Source organism: Puniceibacterium confluentis (genome assembly GCF_007923445.1).
GTDB classification, from domain to species: Bacteria; Pseudomonadota; Alphaproteobacteria; order Rhodobacterales; family Rhodobacteraceae; genus Puniceibacterium; species Puniceibacterium confluentis.
The window spans coordinates 34,667-51,874 of sequence record NZ_VOJI01000017.1 but is presented as its reverse complement, the minus strand read 5'-3'; the positions used below and the strand labels follow the sequence as shown (position 1 = coordinate 51,874).

Here is a 17,208-nt window from a genome sequence, read left to right as displayed (position 1 = left end):
CGGTGCCTTCAACTCCGCGTCAGCCTGATGCGACGGAAGTTGCGGATCTTGTCCGTGAACGGCCCGAAGCCCTTGATAGCATTGAACTCCGGGGTTTCATAGGCTTCTGGCCCGCTGATCGTGTAAATTGCAACATGACGCGGCCCGCCTTCTAGGCACTTTTCCCGCCGCGCCGCCAGCCAGCCGGGGCAGGCCAGGATATCCGGCAGATGCCGGTTGTCGTACCATTCGTCAAAGGCGGCTTCGTGCGCGGGGTCGATGTCGACGAAAACGATGTGGGTCTGCGGCATCACGCAGCCTCCAGGCACGGGCGCAGCGCGGCCAGCAGGCGGTCGGCTTCCGCCGGTTCGATGCGTGGCGTCGGCGCGCGGCAGGCCGGCGTGTCGATGCGACCCAGCGCGGCAAGGCAGGCCTTGAGCCTGGCGGCCGCCAGGTGGCCAGGCGCGGCATAGACCAGCTTGGCAAGACCGAACAGCTTTTCATGGATCGCCAGCGCGGCGGCATGGTCACCGTTCAGCACATGGGCGTCCAGCGCCGAGATCGACTCTGGCACCAGCGCGGACAGGCTCACGGCGCTGCCGTCGCTGCCCAGCACGAAACAGGTGTAGAGATGCTCGTCGCCCGAGGCCATGACAGCCACTTCGGGGCGCAGTGCGCGGGCAATCCGGCGGGTTGTCTCAAAGGATTTCACTTCCCACGACCCCTCCTTGATACCGGCGACGGCGTCGATTTCGAGCAGGGCCTTCAGCACCTCAGGCTTGTAGCCAAGCCCGGATCCGACCGAGCCCTGAAACAGGTAGAGCGGCGCGCCGCCAACCGCCGCGGCAATGCCGCGATGATGGGCGACGATGGAACGGGCATCCGCCCCAAGCGCCCAGGAAAAGGGTGCAAACACCATCACCCCGTCCGCCCCGGCGCTGATGGCCGCCTGCGCGTCGGCGGCGGCGATGGCAGTGGCCTCGGCGCTGACAGCGGCCAGAATACGCTTTCCGCCCGCCGTCTGCCGCGCAATCCGCACCACCTCGGCCTGCTCGGCGCGCGACAGGAAGATCCCTTCACCGGCGTGACCGTTCAGCAGCAGCCCGCGCTGCCCGGGATCCGCCAGGACCGCAGCGACATGGCGTTCGAGACTGGCGTGATCCAGAGCACCGTTGTCCCGCATCGGGCAGATGGTGGCGGCGTAGAGACCGCCGTGGCTCTCGCGCGGGGTCATCACAGCACCTCTGCCGTGATCAGCGCCCTGCGGAGACCTTCGACGATCTCGGCCGATTGCGGCAACAAAGGAAGCCGCGGGTCGGCATTTTCGATGATCCCCAGCATCTGCAGGCCGTCCTTCATCCGGGTGTGCATATCAATCACCGGCGCGGGCCCGTAGACTGCGCGCACCACCGGGTACAGCCGGTCATTGGCCGCGCGCATCGCGGCGAGGTCCATGGCCTCGGACGCTTTCCAGAGATTCGCGAGCAGACCCGGCACAAGCGAGGCAAGGCCCGACAGGATGCCGTCGCCCCCCAGGGCAACCTGGGCAAAGAACCAGTGAAAGTTCGACGGCAGGATCGCGACATCGGGCGCCGCCGCCCTTATGGCCCGGCGGTTTTCGTCATAGGCCAGCAGTGTTGCGCTGCCTTCCTTCACGGCGATGACCTCGGGGATTCGTGCAATCTCGGCCAGAACCGGCGTGGAAAAGCCAAAGCCCGAGGCGATGGGAAACTGGAACACCGACAGCGGCATTTGCAGCGTACGGGCAAGCTTTTCCATCATTGCGACGGGCGCGCCGGTCGCGGCATTGCCACCCCCCAGGGCTTCCGCCGGAAAGATCACCGCAACGTCGGCCCCCGCCTCGCGCGCGGCCTCGGCCTGGGTCGTCGCATCGGGCAGACCGGTCGGCACGACCCCGGCGAGCAGCGGCCGACCCGCGCCGATATGGTCGCGGGTGAACCGGATGACCTCGGTGCGTTCGTGCGGAGTCAGCGCCGTCGCCTCGCCCGCGTGACCGTTGACAAAGACGCAGTCGGTCGTCTCGGGGCGTGCGCAATGTTCGAGCACGGCGGCATAGCCGTCCCAGTCGATGGCGCCCTCTGAGTCAAAGGGGAGCACGGTAGCGACGGTGATGCCGCGCAGATCCTTGCCGGTGAGGCTCATGTCGTGACCTTCTTTCTGGGAAATTTCAGGGTAGCGTCGGCCTTGAGCACTTCGGTGCCCGTTTCGTTTCGGGCAGAGGCCTGCCAGTCGACGGTGCGGTTGGCTTCGTCCTTGGAGGAAATCCAGATCTCGAACGTGATCGTGTCGCCGTAGCGCACCGCCCCGGTGAACCAGAAGCAATCGCGGATCGACACGCCCAAAGTGCCCACCAGCTCCGCCGTCAGGACCGAAGTGCAGATTCCCGCGACCAGAATGCCGGGCGCGAGCCGTTCGCCGAACCGGGTGTCGGCGGCATAATGCGCGTCCACATGGACCGGCCCGAAATCGCCGGTGGCGGCGATGTACATGGCGCAGTCCGCCTCGGTGATGGTCTTTGAGACCGACACACGGTCACCGACCTTCAGGGCGTCGATCTGGCGGATGTCATACATCGGCGGTCACGGGCACCAGCCGCGCCTCGCCCTCGATCACCTGTTCGCCATTCACGTCGCCCGTCAGCACACAGCCGAGCGCGCCGCTGGTCGCGCCGACCGTCGCAGTGGCGGCCAGTGTCTCGCCGAGGGTCAGCGCCCGCGCAAAGCGGAAAGAGATCGCCCCGATGCGCCAGCCCGGTCCGGCGAGGCGGCCAAGCGCGGTGGTGAACAGCGCGCCCGCGGCCAGTTCGAACACCACCATGTCGGGCAGGCCCTCTGCCTGCGCAGCACGCCGGTCGACGTAAAGCGGGCCAAGGTTGCCGGAAATCCCGGTAAAGAACCCCTGCTCGGCCACCGTCATGGTCTTGCGGAAGGTGATGGACTGGCCGGGCGCGGGAAGGTCTGGTGTCATCTGGATCTCTTCGTGTCTGGTGTAGCTGACTGGCGGAAAAGCGTCGGTGCGGCTTAACGCAAACTGCCCGGAGTTCCCGGCCGGGTTGCTGGGCGAGCGGTGGTCAGAGGGTCAGGCCGCGCTTGATCACCGATCGGGCGATCAGCATGCGGTGCACCTCGGAGGTGCCGTCGTAGATGCGGGTGACGCGGGCGTCGCGGTAGATGCGTTCGAGCGGGAGTTCCTTGGTGAAACCGTAGCCGCCAAAGACCTGGAGCCCCCGGTCGGCGACCCGTCCCAGCATTTCAGAAGCCTGTACCTTGACCATCGAAACCTTGTCGCGCGGGTCCATGCCGTGGTCGACCTCCCAGGCGGTGTTGAGCACCATCATGCGGGTGGCAAAGATCTCCATCGCGCTGTCGGCGATCATCTGCTGCACCATCTGGAAGTCGCCGATGGGCTGCCCGAACTGCTGGCGCGTCGCGGCATGGTCCCGCATCAATTCGAGCACCCGTGACGCCATGCCCACGGCCCGCGCGCCGATATGGCCCAGACGGATGCCGCCGACATTGGCCATCATGACCCGGAACCCCTCGCCGACAGGGCCAAGGACATTTCCCTTGGGGATGCGCACCTCATCGAAGGTCAGTTCGGCATGGCCATAGCCACGGTGCCCCATCATCTTCTGGTTGCGCACCACCCTGAAACCGGGGGTGTCGCTGTCCACAATCAGCAGCGTGATGCCGCCGCGGGCGCGTTTTTCGGCGTCGGTCACGGCCATGACGATGATGTAATCCGCAATGTCGCCATCCGAGATGAAGTGCTTGGTCCCGTTCAGCACCCATTCGTCGCCTTCAAGGCGGGCATGCGTCCGGATCGCGGCGGCGTCCGAGCCTGCGCCCGGCTCGGTGATCGCCATGGCGCAGATCTTGTCGCCCTTGACGGTGGGATAGAGATACCTGTCGCGGAGCGGACCCTCGAATGCCTCGAGCATCGGGTAGACCTGCCCGAAGATTCGCCGGATGAGCGCGTCCGAGGTCTGGCCCAGCTTTTCCTCGACCAGGCACATATCGAGAACACCGAGACCGCCGCCGCCGACCTCCTCGCTCATGTTCAGCGCGTAAAAGCCAAGAGCCTGTGCCTCGGCCCTGACCGTGGCGAGCCTGTCTGCCGGGATGGCTGCGGCCTCTTCGGTCTCGACCTCCAGCGGCTGCACCTTTTCGCGCACGAAGCGGCCCACCGCCTCGGTCACCATCTTCATCTCGTCAGAGATCGTGAAATCCATCTGCTCAGTCCTTTCGGCGGCTCAGCCGCGCATCCTGTCGGTCTCGACAACGGCGCCCGCTGCCAGAAGCGCGTCGATTTCGCCGTTGCTGAACCCTGCTTCGGCCAGCACCTCGCGGGTCTGCCGCCCCAGCGGTTGCGGTGTCAGACGCACCGGCGGGGTTTCACCGTCGTAACGGACAGGGTGCGACAGCAGGATCATCGGCGAACCACCCTGCGTGGTCGCCTCGGTGAAGGCTTTCAGGTGCTGCGCCTGCGGATTCTGACGCAGCGCGTCGTAGTCCTGCACGACCTCGTGCCAGACTCCCGCTGCTTGCAGTTTGCGGCTCGCCTCCTGCGTGGAATGGCGCTGCATGCCGAAGGCCACGGCGCGGGACACCTCGCCGCGGCGCTCAAAGCCATCCGTCGCGGTGAACCCGGCGACGTCGGGCAGGTCAAGGGCACGGGCCAGATCGGCGGGCGTGGACATCGAGATCATCACGTGCCCGTCCGTCGTGGCATAGATGCCATAGGGGGCCGGGCTGAACCAGTTCGCCATGCCGTCGCTGCCCCTGGGGCCCGCCCGGTCAGCACCGTTCATCCAGGCGGTGATCGACTCGCCCTGCAAATCCATCGCCGCCTGCAGCATGTTGACTTCGACCCGGCGGGCCTTGCCGGTGCGCTCGCGTTCGAACAGCGCCGCGACGATGCCCGCGACGGTCAGCGCCGCCGCGTGGTGGTCGATGGGAACCGAGCCTACCGCGACCGGCCCGTGCTCCATGCTGCCGGTATGGGCGGCAAGGCCCGACATCGCCTGCAGCAGCACATCCTGACCGGGGCGCTTGGCATAGGGTCCGTCCGCGCCGAACCCCGTTGTCGCGGCGTAGATGATTGCCGGATTGACGCCGCGCATGTCCGCCTCGGAAAGGCCCAGCTTGTCGAGCGTACCGGGGCGGAAGTTTTCCATCACCACATCGGCGGTGGCGATCAGCCGCTTGACGGCGGCGAGGCCCGCGGGTGCCTTCAGGTCCACGGCGATGGAGCGCTTGTTGCGCCCGGTCGTCATGTGGTTGACCGAAGTGTCGTCGACGAACCGGTTGCCCACGGCCCAGTTGCGCTGGAAGGCGCCGTTCAGAGGCTCCACGGCGATCACATCCGCCCCGAGGTCGCCGAGATGCTGCGCCGCGGCGGGCCCGGACAGAAAGTGATTGAAGCTCAGAACCCTGATGCCGTCGAGTGCGCCCATGATCATTCCCTTGCTGTGCTGCAGCAAGACTAGAGCGGGGACGGGCAGCTTGGAATATAGGCAACTATGCTAATTTGCCCGCCAAGCATTTGATAAACCTATAGTCTGGCTGTCTGTAACGGGCGTCGGCCAAGACTTGTAGTTGCCGCGGGGGAAGGCCTCAGGTCACGACATGCGGTTCGAACAGCGCGAACTGTTGCGCATCGGGTTCCCCGCGGGGAACCCTCGGGCAGGCGGGCCGCATTTGGGCAGGGATCGCAAGCCCCCTGCCCCCCTGATGCAGAGCCTATTCTTCGAGCCGATCAAGAAATGCGCTCAGGGCCTGTTCCAATACCCGGCGGTCCTTGGCGGAGAAATCCGTATCGAGACGCAGCTCCAGGCGGCCGGCAGAGGCCGTGACCCTGGCAGCCCCCCCTGCCCTTTCGATGCGGAACGTGGTGCGTGCCGGGCGCGGTTGTTGTGGGTTGCGCGGCAGTTGCCCGGCGGCCTCAGCCGTGCCGGACCCGGAGTGGCGCGCCAACGCCGAGAGTTCCGCTTCGGGCGTGCGCGGCGTCGGCAACGCAGCGAGGTCCCGCAGGATGGTTTCGGCCAGTCCCGGCTTGTCCTGCAGCCTCTTGCGCAGTTCCAGGCCCAAAGCCCGGGGGATTGCCTGGGGAAAATGCAGGCCGGAACCGATCTCTTCGAGCATCTGCGCAAAGGCCCGGACATAACTCCGCTTTTGCTTGTTCGCGGAGCGGTACAATTCCAGCACAGCCGCATCGACATCGTTGATCGCCGTGGCCGGATCGCCCGCATAATCCCGCGCCAACATTGCCATCTCGGCGAACGAGATGTCCTTGCGCACGAGGTTTTCGTCGACCATGCGACGATACAGTGTTTCGAGTGTTTCGCCCCGCGCCAGGATGGTGGCAGGCACCCGGCCCCACATCTGCGCATCGCCGGTTTCGGCGAGCAAAGCACGCCAGGCCGAAAGCCTCCGAAACCCCTGAATGAGTTCGTACTGGCCCTCACCCACCTGCTCGATCTGAATTGGGTTCGACAGACCGATGGCGCGAATGGACTCCTTGAGTTCCGCCAGATCGTCACGTCCGTCCTGGGCGCGGTCACGGATCAGCTTGGTGCTGGCGATGGACTCGACCGGCACCAGATCGGTGATCAGTCCGGCCTTCTTCAAACGGACATGCTCGTGTGCCAGGCGGTCGTTTTCGGCCCGGATCTGTGCCTCGATGTCCGCCCGCGAGGTCAGCGCTTCGGCGTTTTCGCGTACCGCCGACGCCATGGGACCGCGCCGGGCATCGGCGCTGGGTGTCGCGGCGGCTTGTTCCGGCTCATCATCGGGCAGGTCTATATCAAATATACGGCGCTTCTTGCTCATGCGGCGTCCTCCAGCTGGTCCCATGTGGCCAGGATGCTGTCACGGAACTCTTCGTAGGCCTGGTCAAAGGTGGCACGCGCCCGGCGCCAGGTTTCACGGGTCATATCGCGATAGTCGATCTCGTAAACCGACGACAGAAAGCGGCCCGATTGCTCGACAGCGCGGGTCATCTCGATCGGGTGTTCGGCAACGTGGCCCTCGAAGACCTTGCGAAAGGCTTCGAACATGGCGCGATGCAAATCGTTCCCCGGCTCGTATCGCGTCATCAGAAAGCGGATGTCCTGAAAGACCTTCGGGAGCGGCAGGTTCCCCGCGGGGAACCCCGCAGAAAGATCACCCAGAGCCTCGGACAACTGACCAATGAACGAGGTGGTGGAGTCGTATTCCCAATACCCGGGTCCGGAGGGAACATAGAGCATGTCAGCGGCGAACACCGCATTCATGCTCTGGTATCCGATGGCGGGCGGGCAATCAAAGATCACGAGGTCATAGGCATCCGCCGCGATACCGTCGAGAAAACGTGATACAGCCGCAAAGAACGACCAGTCGGGATTGAGGTGGCGGTACTGCGCCGAGGCAAATTCCACGAAGGCGGCATTGGCGCAGGAGGGCACGATGTCGATCGACGGCCAGGCGGTCGGGCGGATGAAGTCCGTGTTGCGCAGGCCGCCCAGCCCCATGTCGCGGATCGAGGCCGGCAACTGCCGCGTCGGCACCCGGGCCCCGGTTTCGGCAGCGACGGGGGCGGCGTTCATGCGGTCGGTCTCGCGGATCAGATCGCGGGCCATGATGCCCCAGACGGTGAAATCCTCGGCCACGTCCGACAGGCCCATGGAATGCGACAGGGTTGCCTGCGGGTCAAAGTCGACCACAAGCACGCGGTAGCCATCAAGCGCCGCCGCATGGGCAAAGTGCAGCGCGACGGTGGACTTGCCGGCGCCGCCTTTGAAATTGGCGATGGCGGCGCGAAAGGCACGTTTGTTCGCCGGACGCTTTGGCAGCAGCGAGCGGCGGTTGATCTTCATGCGGCGGCGGATCTCGTTGATCTCTTCGAGCGTGTACCAGCGCTGGCGGCCGTCTTCCTCGACCAGACCGTCGGGCAGCGAGGGATCGGCGGCCAGGCGCCCGCGAAAGGTCGACTGGTTCACCTTGAGGATCAGCTCGGAGACCTCCCAACTGGAAAAGCGGCGCAGTGTTTTTTCGTTCTCGGGAGAAAAGGTCTGCTTGCGGATGTGACTCTGCATCTTGAGCGATTTTGCCTGGAGTGCCGCCAGGTCTTCGTGGGTATATGGCAACGGCCTGTTTCCTGTCTTTATGGACGCTTAATCCTGCTGAACATTTATTTACGCTGATTTGATTGATTTGGCAAAAGCTAATACCGTGGAAGTCGGTGAACTATGGCAGCGGTAAAATGCGCTTAAACCCTGCGGTTCCCGTGCCTGGAGCGATTCGCAGCGACGGCGCGCAATCGCTCGGTCGCAGCGCCGGGTTTAGGGGACACCTCTGTGGGTGACCACCACCCATGGGGGGACAAAAACACCCGATAGGGGGACGCTCTGGGTGTCCCCCTATACCATTGAAACCGGATTTTCATTTTAGATATTGAGACAGCGAACGACCCAAGCCGGAATTGGCTTGACAGAATCGGTGATGCGGACGCTAATTAGGCCAAGCTGGCGAAGAGCGTTGGGTACCACCAACCGACAGACCGGCAACAGGCGCAGCAGACTGCGCCAAGAGGCAGTCAAGCGTTTCCGCGCTTCGAAGACAAGGACCGGACGAATGATCGTCACACAGCCTGTGGGTCGCAATGCGGCTTCGCGCAAATATGATGTGCTGACGGCTCTTGGTGCATATGCGCTGGCTCAGGAAAAGGGCACACAGCGACTGGTTTTGCGATTGCTGACGCTGATCACCGCGCGATACAACTGGAAATCCGATGAACTGGTCGTCGGGCGCCGCGAGATGGCCAGACTCTGGTGTGTGGACGAACGCACAGTCAAGCGCGAGACCGCCAAGTTGCGCGCCATGGGCTGGCTCGAAGTGCGTAGACCCGGCGCGCGCGGACGGATTACCGCCTATGGGTTGCGGATTGACCGAGTGCTCGAGGACACGCGTCCGGCCTGGGCCAATGTCGGCGAGGATTTTCAAGCACGCATGGGCATGAGTCTCGGAGAGGCACCACAACAGGGGGCCGTGGTCGCATTTCCGGGCCGGACACCTTCTGCGCCGCCGGATCTGAGCCGTGGTGACGTCTGGTCACTTGCGCAGGGGCTGCTCTATGCCGAGGATACACAAAGTTATGGTGCCTGGCTCGGTGCGCTGTCGGTGCACCGCCAGACCGGCGACCGGCTGTTGCTGATGGCGCCGAGCCGGTTTCATGCCCACTACGTGCAGACCCATCTTCTGGATCGGGTCACCCGGGCTGTCCGTTCGGTCGAGTCCGGAGTCGATCGGGTCGCGCTGCTTTATCCCGGGTCCGAGACCTGACACCAGAGAATTTCCTCGGGACATCTGCCACGCCCGTACTAGGTTGCTCGGCACTGGCAGGGAGCTCCTGGAATGTCCCGTTTACTATCACTGCTGGCGGTACTCTGGTTCACCGTTGCACCACAGGCAGGTGCCGCGCCATCTCCTGCGGACCGCGCCGCCTTTCTCAAGCTGGCGAAAAAAGGCTGGGTCTACGAACTGCGCACCGCGATCTGGAAAAGCGATCCGCTGATACCGCCCATTGTCATTAACGGGCGTGACCTGGCCGGCGCCTCTTTATGTGTCGTCGGCGAACTGCCGCATCCACAGACGCAGGCTGTCCTCAACACGTTCCGCGCACTGATGGCGGAAGTCTTTGGCAAACCGCTGCCGCTGCGCTACGCGGGGCAGGGGCTGGAGTTCTGCGGGACGGGGCGCAGTGTTTATCTGCGGCTGTATTCCGAACGACCGCCGCATGTGGCGTTCAACGAGGATCTGCGTCGGATGGACGAGGTGTTCCGGTTTGGCCTGCCATCGGGGCGCGAGCAGTTCGTCGCATCCCCGGCCCAGGCCCAGACGTTTTTCGGCCGTCGCGGGCGGACCACACATGTCATGGTCATGCAGCCCCCACCGGGCGAGACGACAGAGCTGGAGGCCGCGTTTTACGCCTCGATCCTGATCGAAGAACTGTACCAGAGTTTTTCCTTTGGCATGGACATCCTGCATTTTGACCGCGAGGCGGCGTTCCTGTCCAAGCTCGAAGAATTCCCGGTGAACCTGCGGCATCTGCCCTGGGGCTCCGCAGGATATATGCAGGCACTGCTGGGATCCAATCCTGCGGGGTTGTGCCAGTTCGATGTGTTCATGCTTCACGCGCTGGCCCAGGCGCCGGTTGAGCGAACCAATTCCGACGCCTTTCTCGAATTCATCAACTCGGATTTCGACCGACTTGAGGCGGTCAGCGATGCGACGCTGGCCAATCCGAACTATGCGCCAATTCTGGACGGAGCCTGCACGGTCAAGCTTCGATAACTCAGGGGCCGCGCCGCCCTGACTGATACCTTGGAACAGGTTTGTGCCTGGCGCGGGCTGCGCTACCTTCGAATGCAAAGCACGCCGGACACCGGCGACAGGGAGGAGACATGGACGCATCGACGGATCGGGAGCCCGGCGCGGTTGCCGCCCTTGCCGGACATCTGGCCGAAGGACTGATCGGCCACGAAGTGCTGATCGAACGGTTGCTGATCGGTGTGCTGGCAGGAGGACATATCCTGATCGAGGGCGCGCCGGGCCTGGCCAAGACCCGCGCCGTCAAGCGGCTGGCCGAGGCGATGGACGGCGGCTTTGCCCGGATCCAGTGTACGCCCGATCTCATGCCTTCGGATCTGACGGGTACGCCGGTGTTCCGCCCGCAGACCGGCAGCTTTGAATTCGTGCCCGGTCCGGTATTCCACAACCTCGTGCTGGTGGATGAAATCAACCGCGCTCCGCCCAAGGTGCAGTCCGCCCTGCTCGAGGCGATGGCAGAAGGTCAGGTGACGAGCGGCAACGAGACCATGCCGCTGCCGGACCCGTTTCTGGTGGTTGCGACCCAGAACCCCATTGAACACGATGGCACCTTCCCGCTGCCCGAGGCGCAACTTGACCGGTTTCTGATGCATGTTGTTCTGCAACTGCCAGATCCCGCGACCGAGCGGCGCATTCTGGATCTGGTCGAAGCGGAAGGGCAGGGGGTGCGCACCGCGCCGATGCAGCTGTCGCTTGCGGACATGCGTGCCGCGCGGCAGGTGGCGATGTCGGTGCATTTGTCGTCACCGCTGCGGGATTATATCGTCCGTCTGGTCACCGCGACGCGGGCGGATCCCTTTGCCCGCGACATTGATCATGCCGTGTCGCCTCGTGGGTCGCTGGCACTGGCGGCCGCAGCCAAGGCGCGGGCCTTTCTGCACGGGCGCGATTTTGCCCTGCCGGAAGACGTGGCAGAGGTGGCGGGCGATGCGCTGGCGCACCGCATGGTGATGACCTGGCGGGCCGTCGCCGAGGGCCGCACCGCCCGGGCATTGATCGCGGACGTGGTCGCGTCGGTGGAGCCGCTGTGAACCCGGCGCTGGAAGCCCCCGGCATTGCCCTGCGCGCCGGGGCGCTCATTGCGCTGCGGGGTTTTCTGGGGCAGGGCGGCGACCCGGCTCAGCTTTCGGCACTGCCCGGCGGGTTCGTGACCAAACGGCGCGGGCACGGTCAAGAGGTTGCCGACGTGCGCGAATATGTGGCCGGGGACGACATCCGGCACCTTGACCGCGGCGCAACAGCGCGCACCGGCACGCTGCATGTGCGTCGCTTTCAGGAAGAGCGCGACCGCGTCACGGTGCTGGTCGCAGATTTCCGGCCGTCGATGCTGTGGGGCACCCGGCGCGCCTTTCGTTCGGTGGCGGCTGCCGAGGCTCTGGCGCTGATCGGCTGGCAGGTGATCGAGGAAGGTGGCCGGGTCGGCCTGCTGGCCGTCGGTGCCGGAGAACCGGTTGCGGTGACGGTGCGAGGCCGTGCGCGCGGGATGTTGGCCGTGATTGGCGGTCTGGTGCGGGCCCATGAGGCAGCGCTGGAACTGGCACTGGCCGGGGTGCAGGAGGATCCGCCGCTGGATCAGAGCCTGTCCGGCCTTGGGCGTGTGGCGCCGGTGGGTGCGGAATTGGTCATCGCTTCGGGGTTTGACGTTCCGGGTGACGGTCTGCCTGACCGGCTCACCGAACTTGCGCGGCGGCGCAGCCCCAGGCTGATCTGGCTGCACGACGCATTGGCGGACAATTTGCCGCCGGGATCCTACCCGATCCGGCTGGCGGGGGGCGGGCGGACGCGGGCGCGGATTTCCGGCGACGGGCCGGCATTCGCGGCCACGCAGGACCGGCACATCGCGGGTTTCCCGGCGCTGGCGATCGACGCCGGTGCCGCGCCGGAAGTCTCTGCGCGGCGGCTGAGCGCCGCATTTCCGCCGGATCGGGAGCCCTGAGCCATGTCCGATCACGGCCTGAGCGAAGAGGCGATGCTGATCGGTCTGCGCGACATTCGCCTGCCGACCGAGGCACCGGGCGGCCTGTTTGCCGAGTTGCTGGTGGCCCTGTTCCTGGGGTTGCTGCTGGCGGTGGTGCTTGGCCTTGGCCTGCGGCTGGTGACGCGTCTCCGACCTGTTCCCGCTGACAGCAAGATGGACTGGCAGGCAATTCAGGCTCTGCCCGACGAGGCACAGCGCCTGGCGATGTTGCGCCTGCTCAAGAGCCGTGCGCCAGAGCGTTTTGCGGCGCTGACCCAGGCCCTGTACCAGCCTGACGGCCTGCCGGACATCGGGGTGCTGCGTGCCGAGGTGCAGCGGTGTGATTGAGCTGGCCACCCCCCTGGCCCTGTTGCTTTGGCCGCTGCCCCTGCTGATCCTGCGCCTTCTGCCGGCGGCGCCGTCGGGGGGGGCCGCGCTGGCGGTGCCGGACCGGATCGGCCAGGGCATTCTGGCCGGGGCAGGGCAGGGGGCCACGCCGGGCGCGCGGCGGCGCATCGCACCTTGGGCGGTCTGGCTGTTGCTGGTGCTGGCGCTGGCGGGGCCACGGCAGCTCGAGCCCATTCCCGCGCTCAAGGTGTCCGGTCGGGACCTGGCGATCGTGCTGGATCTGTCCGGCTCGATGGTGCGCGACGACTTTTTTCTTGATGGTGCGCGGATCACCCGGCTGGAAGCGGTGCAAGGGGTCGGCGCCGCCTTTGCACGCCGCCGCGCAGGTGATCGGGTGGCACTGATCGTGTTTGGTTCGGAAGCATATTATGCAGCGCCGTTTTCCTTCGATACCGAAGCGATTGCGCGGCGGATCGAAACTTCGGTGATCGGGATATCCGGGCGGGCCACCAACATTTCCGACGCGCTTGGCCTTGCCCTGAAACGGCTCGAGACCTCGACAGCGGCAAGCCGGGTGGTGATCCTGCTGTCTGACGGCATCAACAATGCGGGTGCCACCAATCCGCGCGGCGTGGCCGGGCTGGCCGCCGATCTGGGCGTGCGGGTGCACACCATTGCGCTGGGGCCAAAGGATCTGACGGATTCAGAGCCGGGCGAGAATGGCGTCGTGGACGCGGCAACCCTGCGGGCTGTGTCCGAACTGAGTGGCGGGACAAGTTTCAGGGTCCGCACAACCGAGGATCTGGTCGCCGTGACCGAGGCGCTGGACAAGCTCGAAGCCACGGACAGCGACGGGTTGTCCGCCGAGGTTTTCACCGAATACTGGGTCTGGCCCGCCGCGCTCGCCGCGGTTCTGTGTCTGTGGATAGCGTGGCGGGCCGAGTGATGGATGCGTTTTCCCTGCTGCGCCCGCAATGGCTGATGGTTCTGCCCGCGCTGGTCGCCTTGTGGCTCGTGATGCGCCGCCGCAGTGCCGGTCTGGGGGACTGGAACAGGGTGATGGATCCGGCGATGCTGCGCGCCCTGCGCGCGCTGGGGCGGGTGGACGAGGCGGGCGCCTCCCGGCGCGGAATATGCGCTCTGACAGCCGCGGGGCTCATCGTGCTGGCACTCGCCGGACCGGCGCTGGAGCGGCGGGACGCGGCGGCCTTCCGCAATCTGGACGGGGTGGTGTTTGTCATCGACGCGTCGCCGTCGATGACCGGCAGTGGCTTCTGGCCGGCTTTGCAGACAATGGGGCGTTTCGGCGTCGCGGCACTCGGATCGCGACCGGGGGCGCTGGTGATCTTTGGCGGCGACAGTTACGTCGGGGCCGAAATGTCCGGTGATCTGCGGCAACTGGGTCAGACTCTGTCGCTGGTCGACGCAGAGACCGTGCCCGACAAGGGCAGCCGCCCGGAACGCGGGCTGGCACAGGCGGCGATGCTGCTGCGCGAGGCCGAGGTGCTCGCCGGGGACGTGGTGCTGTTCAGCGATGGCGGCGGTTTGGGGCCCGCCGCCCTGCAAGAGGCCGGCCGTCTGGCAGAACAGGGCGCGCGGGTGTCGGTGATACACGTCGGTGACCCGAACCCGGAGTTGCAAGCGCTGGCGGCGACGGGGCAGGGCCGGATCTTCGGGCTGAGTGAAACCGATGCCTTTGCGGCATTTCTGGGTGAACAGGCGCGGGACCGGCTGGAGAAACAGGATTACCCGCTGTTGTTCTGGGCGGATTTCGGGCGCTTCCTGCTGCTGTTGGCTCTGTTCCCGGCTCTGCTCCTGTTTCGGCGCCGGGGTGTGACATGAGGTGGATTGCCCTCTCGGCCGCACTGTGTCTGGCGCTGTCGGCGCTGCTGGGCGGGGCGGCGCCGCTCGGGCGGGTATTGATGACCCTGGGATTGCCGGGGCTGGCTGCACCGCTGTTCTCTGATCCCGGCTGGCGCGGCGCGGCGTTGTATCGTGCACAGGATTTTTCCGCGGCAGAAGCCGCATTCCGCGAGGCGCGGATGATGCTGAACCTCGGCAATGCGCGGGTGCGGTCAGGGCAATACGCCGCGGCACTTGAGGCTTTCGATGCCGGCAGGATGACCGGCGATTCCGCAGCGGGGGCAAATTTTGACCTTGTAGCGGCGTTTTATGCCGGACTGTCGCTGGATCCGGAAACCGAAGTGTCCTGGTTTGCCAAAGAAGGGGACGAGAGCGAGGCGCAGCCGTCGTCCGTTGCGCAGGGCAGCGCCCGGGCCGCCGGAACCGGATCGGAGGTGACCAATGCCGGCGCGCTCATCGGCCTGCCGGAACTCGAGAGCCGCGGACGGCTGGGTGTGCGGCGGGTGTTCGATGACAAGTTCATCGTCGCCAACCGGCGCTGGCTGGCGACATTGCAGGATGTTCCGGGCGATTACATGGCCGCCCGCATCGCGTTCGAGCACAAGCGCCGCGAAAAGGCCGGATTGCTGCCCCCCGAGCCCGAGGATCCGTCATGAGAAGGCTGGCGCTGCTGCTGTGGTTCCTGACCGGCAGCGCCCTGTGGGCGCAGACCACGTCGGTGAACCCCTCGGACCTGACCCTGACGGTCACGGTGGCCAATGGCGATGTGGCCCCCTATGTGCAGGAAATGGTGTTGATCACCATCGAGGGGAAATACCGCAGGCACGTCACCCGCGAGATCATGGAGCAGCCTGACCTGGACGGCTTCAACTGGATGCAGCTGGGGCCGGATCAGTGGTATGACACCACCGAGCGCGGCAAGAAGGTCAAGAACCTGCGGCGGAGGATGGCGCTTTATCCCGCCCGGGCGGGGCGTCTGACCATTGGCGCCTTTACCCACCATCTGACCCTGACGGATGAGGGCGACGACTGGTTTGGCCATGACATCCAGTCCATGCCGATCACCATCGAGGTGCTGCCCGCCCCGCCGGTGGACGCCTGGTGGTTTCCGGTGCGCCAGTTGCAGGTGTCGGACACCTGGTCGAACGCTCCGGACCAGCTGCAACCCGGAGAAGGCGTGCTGCGCATGATTCGGGTCGAGGCGATCGGGGTTCCGCCCGACATGATCCCGCCGATGCCCGAACTGCGCTCGCCCTCGGCGATGATCTTTGCCCACCCGGAAAAGCGGCTGGTCGAACTGTCACCGGAGGGGCCGGTGTCGGTGGCGTTCTGGCGCTGGACGATCCGGCCGGGCAACGACACCTCGGCCATCGTGGAACCCTTCAGCTTTGACTATTTCGACACCCGCAACCGGGTGGCCCGATCGGTGACGGTTTCCGCGCAACGCGTCGCCATGGACGAATCGAGCCTGCCCGCGCCGGTCGAGCCGCCCGCGCCTGCGCGGCTGTCGGTGCTGCCGGTCGCGGCACTGTTTCTTGCGGCCTTTGTGGCGGGGCTTGGGGGGATCCTGTACGGGCGACAGTTTGCGGGGTTCGAACGGCTGCGCCGGCTTGCCCCCCTTGATCCTCTGCGGCGGCAAATGTCGCGTGCGGCGCGGCACGGGGACGTTGCGGCGCTGCGCCGGGCCGCGCAGGAACTGGCGCGGCGGGACGGTGTATCGAACGATCGGCGCCGCCTGCTTGAGGAACTGGACCGTGACGCCTTCGGGCGCACGCCGGGGCGAATGCCATTGCCTGATTTTGTACACCGCTTTCTGCGCGCAAGCTGATGCCGCGTTGCGACACGGGTTGCGCGTGCCGGGGAAAGCGGGAGGTGCCGGATCATCGCGGGGCGGAGGCGGCCAGCGGATCAGACCGATACCATTGGTTCAGTTGTCACAACGTCACCTGGCGGGCAGTCTTCGCACCATCGCGCGCAAGAAACAGAGCGCGGTCAAGGGAGGAACACGTTTCATGGGACTGTTTTCTAATCTTTTCGGCGGCGGTAGCTCGGGCTCGGGGCCCAGCACACCGCGTTACAGCAATGTGCGCATCCATCCAGCGGTGGACAATGGCGTCAAGGCAGGCTCTGCCAGCTTCTCGGGCGGCACGCTGAAATGCCATTGCGCCAGCGACAAGGTCGAAGTCGAGATTTCCGGTCAGACCGCGCACAATCATGTCTGCGGCTGCTCGCAATGCTGGAAGCCCAAAGGCGCGACCTTTTCCCAGGTGGCTGTGGTCGGCAGCGACAAGGTGACGGTGACGCGGAACGGTGAAAAACTGGACCGGGTCAATCCGCATGCAACGATCCAGCGCTATGCCTGCAAAGGCTGCGGCGTGCACATGTTCGGACGGATCGAGAACACCGCGCATCCATTTTATGGCCTGGATTTCGTGCATACCGAACTGTCGCCCGCCTCGGGCTGGTCGGAACCTCAGTTTGCGGCCTTTGTGTCGTCCATCATCGAATCAGGGTATGACCCCTCCAAGATGGACAGCGTGCGTGGCCGCTGCAAGGAACTGGGACTCGAGCCCTATGACTGCCTGTCGCCGACCCTGATGGACGCCATTGCCACCCATGTGGGCAAAGCCAACGGCAGCCTCAAGAGCTGACACAGGGCGCCGGGCCCCGGGG

19 protein-coding genes are annotated in these 17,208 nt (G+C 65.5%); 10 read left to right on the top strand and 9 right to left on the bottom strand.

Features of this window, described 5'->3' with window-relative positions; translation table 11 throughout:
• Nucleotides 1-8: 8 nt before the first annotated feature.
• The 9 genes from FOY53_RS17205 to FOY53_RS17165 all read right to left on the bottom strand — a co-directional run bounded on the left by FOY53_RS17205 (nt 9) and on the right by FOY53_RS17165 (nt 8,074).
• The gene (locus FOY53_RS17205) at nt 9-290 is read right to left on the bottom strand and encodes a DUF4286 family protein (protein WP_146591140.1); all 282 of its coding nucleotides are present in this window, start codon (nt 288-290) and stop codon (nt 9-11) included.
• Nucleotides 290-1,213 (bottom strand): dihydrodipicolinate synthase family protein, encoded by a 924-nt coding sequence (locus FOY53_RS17200; RefSeq protein WP_146591138.1) that lies wholly within the window; start codon nt 1,211-1,213, stop codon nt 290-292. The genes FOY53_RS17205 and FOY53_RS17200 overlap by 1 nt, the downstream gene beginning before the upstream one ends.
• Complete coding sequence (locus tag FOY53_RS17195; protein ID WP_146591136.1) at nt 1,213-2,142, bottom strand: dihydrodipicolinate synthase family protein; 930 nt, start codon at nt 2,140-2,142, stop codon at nt 1,213-1,215. Before FOY53_RS17195 ends, FOY53_RS17200 begins: the two co-directional genes overlap by 1 nt.
• Nucleotides 2,139-2,573 (bottom strand): MaoC family dehydratase, encoded by a 435-nt coding sequence (locus tag FOY53_RS17190; RefSeq protein WP_146591134.1) that lies wholly within the window; start codon nt 2,571-2,573, stop codon nt 2,139-2,141. Before FOY53_RS17190 ends, FOY53_RS17195 begins: the two co-directional genes overlap by 4 nt.
• Nucleotides 2,566-2,967, bottom strand: a complete 402-nt coding sequence (locus FOY53_RS17185) for a MaoC/PaaZ C-terminal domain-containing protein (RefSeq protein WP_146591132.1) — start codon at nt 2,965-2,967, stop codon at nt 2,566-2,568. Before FOY53_RS17185 ends, FOY53_RS17190 begins: the two co-directional genes overlap by 8 nt.
• A gap of 103 nt (nt 2,968-3,070) precedes the next feature.
• The gene (locus FOY53_RS17180) at nt 3,071-4,231 is read right to left on the bottom strand and encodes an acyl-CoA dehydrogenase family protein (protein ID WP_146591130.1); all 1,161 of its coding nucleotides are present in this window, start codon (nt 4,229-4,231) and stop codon (nt 3,071-3,073) included.
• 21 nt (nt 4,232-4,252) lie between these two features.
• Entirely contained in the window at nt 4,253-5,455 is a 1,203-nt protein-coding gene (locus FOY53_RS17175; RefSeq protein WP_146591128.1) for a CaiB/BaiF CoA transferase family protein, read from the bottom strand.
• A 286-nt stretch (nt 5,456-5,741) separates the two neighbouring features.
• Complete coding sequence (locus FOY53_RS17170; RefSeq protein WP_146591126.1) at nt 5,742-6,830, bottom strand: ParB/RepB/Spo0J family partition protein; 1,089 nt, start codon at nt 6,828-6,830, stop codon at nt 5,742-5,744.
• On the bottom strand, nt 6,827-8,074 hold the full coding sequence (locus tag FOY53_RS17165) for an AAA family ATPase (RefSeq protein WP_146591187.1): 1,248 nt from the start codon (nt 8,072-8,074) through the stop codon (nt 6,827-6,829). Before FOY53_RS17165 ends, FOY53_RS17170 begins: the two co-directional genes overlap by 4 nt.
• 538 nt (nt 8,075-8,612) lie before the next feature.
• On the opposite strand from FOY53_RS17165, the gene FOY53_RS17160 reads away from it, so the two are divergent.
• From FOY53_RS17160 to gfa, 10 genes are all read left to right on the top strand, one after another.
• Complete coding sequence (locus FOY53_RS17160) at nt 8,613-9,320, top strand: hypothetical protein (protein ID WP_146591124.1); 708 nt, start codon at nt 8,613-8,615, stop codon at nt 9,318-9,320.
• Between the two features lie 72 nt (nt 9,321-9,392).
• Complete coding sequence (locus tag FOY53_RS17155; protein ID WP_246107445.1) at nt 9,393-10,331, top strand: hypothetical protein; 939 nt, start codon at nt 9,393-9,395, stop codon at nt 10,329-10,331.
• Nucleotides 10,332-10,441: 110 nt separating this feature from the next.
• Nucleotides 10,442-11,398: an AAA family ATPase gene (locus FOY53_RS17150; protein ID WP_146591122.1), complete on the top strand. Its 957-nt coding sequence runs from the start codon at nt 10,442-10,444 to the stop codon at nt 11,396-11,398.
• Complete coding sequence (locus FOY53_RS17145; RefSeq protein ID WP_146591120.1) at nt 11,395-12,303, top strand: DUF58 domain-containing protein; 909 nt, start codon at nt 11,395-11,397, stop codon at nt 12,301-12,303. The genes FOY53_RS17150 and FOY53_RS17145 overlap by 4 nt, the downstream gene beginning before the upstream one ends.
• A 3-nt stretch (nt 12,304-12,306) precedes the next feature.
• Nucleotides 12,307-12,672: a hypothetical protein gene (locus FOY53_RS17140; protein ID WP_146591118.1), complete on the top strand. Its 366-nt coding sequence runs from the start codon at nt 12,307-12,309 to the stop codon at nt 12,670-12,672.
• Nucleotides 12,665-13,618 (top strand): VWA domain-containing protein, encoded by a 954-nt coding sequence (locus FOY53_RS17135; protein ID WP_146591116.1) that lies wholly within the window; start codon nt 12,665-12,667, stop codon nt 13,616-13,618. The genes FOY53_RS17140 and FOY53_RS17135 overlap by 8 nt, the downstream gene beginning before the upstream one ends.
• Nucleotides 13,618-14,514: a vWA domain-containing protein gene (locus tag FOY53_RS17130; protein ID WP_146591114.1), complete on the top strand. Its 897-nt coding sequence runs from the start codon at nt 13,618-13,620 to the stop codon at nt 14,512-14,514. Before FOY53_RS17135 ends, FOY53_RS17130 begins: the two co-directional genes overlap by 1 nt.
• The gene (locus FOY53_RS17125) at nt 14,511-15,191 is read left to right on the top strand and encodes a hypothetical protein (RefSeq protein ID WP_146591112.1); all 681 of its coding nucleotides are present in this window, start codon (nt 14,511-14,513) and stop codon (nt 15,189-15,191) included. Before FOY53_RS17130 ends, FOY53_RS17125 begins: the two co-directional genes overlap by 4 nt.
• Nucleotides 15,188-16,363 (top strand): BatD family protein, encoded by a 1,176-nt coding sequence (locus tag FOY53_RS17120; protein ID WP_146591110.1) that lies wholly within the window; start codon nt 15,188-15,190, stop codon nt 16,361-16,363. The genes FOY53_RS17125 and FOY53_RS17120 overlap by 4 nt, the downstream gene beginning before the upstream one ends.
• A gap of 184 nt (nt 16,364-16,547) precedes the next feature.
• Nucleotides 16,548-17,186 carry an S-(hydroxymethyl)glutathione synthase gene (gfa, locus tag FOY53_RS17115; protein WP_146591108.1) on the top strand — a complete coding sequence of 213 codons (639 nt, stop codon included), beginning with the start codon at nt 16,548-16,550 and terminating at the stop codon, nt 17,184-17,186.
• Nucleotides 17,187-17,208: the final 22 nt, after the last annotated feature.

What these genes read in the sequence shown, in the direction of transcription:
- FOY53_RS17185 (WP_146591132.1), bottom strand. Translation starts at nt 2,967, where the DNA reads ATGACACCAGACCTTCCCGCGCCCGGCCAGTCCATCACCTTCCGCAAG.
- FOY53_RS17195 (WP_146591136.1), bottom strand. Translation starts at nt 2,142, where the DNA reads ATGAGCCTCACCGGCAAGGATCTGCGCGGCATCACCGTCGCTACCGTG.
- FOY53_RS17125 (WP_146591112.1), top strand. Translation starts at nt 14,511, where the DNA reads ATGAGGTGGATTGCCCTCTCGGCCGCACTGTGTCTGGCGCTGTCGGCG.
- FOY53_RS17200 (WP_146591138.1), bottom strand. Translation starts at nt 1,213, where the DNA reads ATGACCCCGCGCGAGAGCCACGGCGGTCTCTACGCCGCCACCATCTGC.
- FOY53_RS17175 (WP_146591128.1), bottom strand. Translation starts at nt 5,455, where the DNA reads ATGGGCGCACTCGACGGCATCAGGGTTCTGAGCTTCAATCACTTTCTG.
- FOY53_RS17170 (WP_146591126.1), bottom strand. Translation starts at nt 6,830, where the DNA reads ATGAGCAAGAAGCGCCGTATATTTGATATAGACCTGCCCGATGATGAG.
- FOY53_RS17150 (WP_146591122.1), top strand. Translation starts at nt 10,442, where the DNA reads ATGGACGCATCGACGGATCGGGAGCCCGGCGCGGTTGCCGCCCTTGCC.
- gfa (WP_146591108.1), top strand. Translation starts at nt 16,548, where the DNA reads ATGGGACTGTTTTCTAATCTTTTCGGCGGCGGTAGCTCGGGCTCGGGG.
- FOY53_RS17190 (WP_146591134.1), bottom strand. Translation starts at nt 2,573, where the DNA reads ATGTATGACATCCGCCAGATCGACGCCCTGAAGGTCGGTGACCGTGTG.
- FOY53_RS17160 (WP_146591124.1), top strand. Translation starts at nt 8,613, where the DNA reads ATGATCGTCACACAGCCTGTGGGTCGCAATGCGGCTTCGCGCAAATAT.
- FOY53_RS17180 (WP_146591130.1), bottom strand. Translation starts at nt 4,231, where the DNA reads ATGGATTTCACGATCTCTGACGAGATGAAGATGGTGACCGAGGCGGTG.
- FOY53_RS17140 (WP_146591118.1), top strand. Translation starts at nt 12,307, where the DNA reads ATGTCCGATCACGGCCTGAGCGAAGAGGCGATGCTGATCGGTCTGCGC.
- FOY53_RS17205 (WP_146591140.1), bottom strand. Translation starts at nt 290, where the DNA reads ATGCCGCAGACCCACATCGTTTTCGTCGACATCGACCCCGCGCACGAA.
- FOY53_RS17130 (WP_146591114.1), top strand. Translation starts at nt 13,618, where the DNA reads ATGGATGCGTTTTCCCTGCTGCGCCCGCAATGGCTGATGGTTCTGCCC.
- FOY53_RS17155 (WP_246107445.1), top strand. Translation starts at nt 9,393, where the DNA reads ATGTCCCGTTTACTATCACTGCTGGCGGTACTCTGGTTCACCGTTGCA.
- FOY53_RS17165 (WP_146591187.1), bottom strand. Translation starts at nt 8,074, where the DNA reads ATGCAGAGTCACATCCGCAAGCAGACCTTTTCTCCCGAGAACGAAAAA.
- FOY53_RS17120 (WP_146591110.1), top strand. Translation starts at nt 15,188, where the DNA reads ATGAGAAGGCTGGCGCTGCTGCTGTGGTTCCTGACCGGCAGCGCCCTG.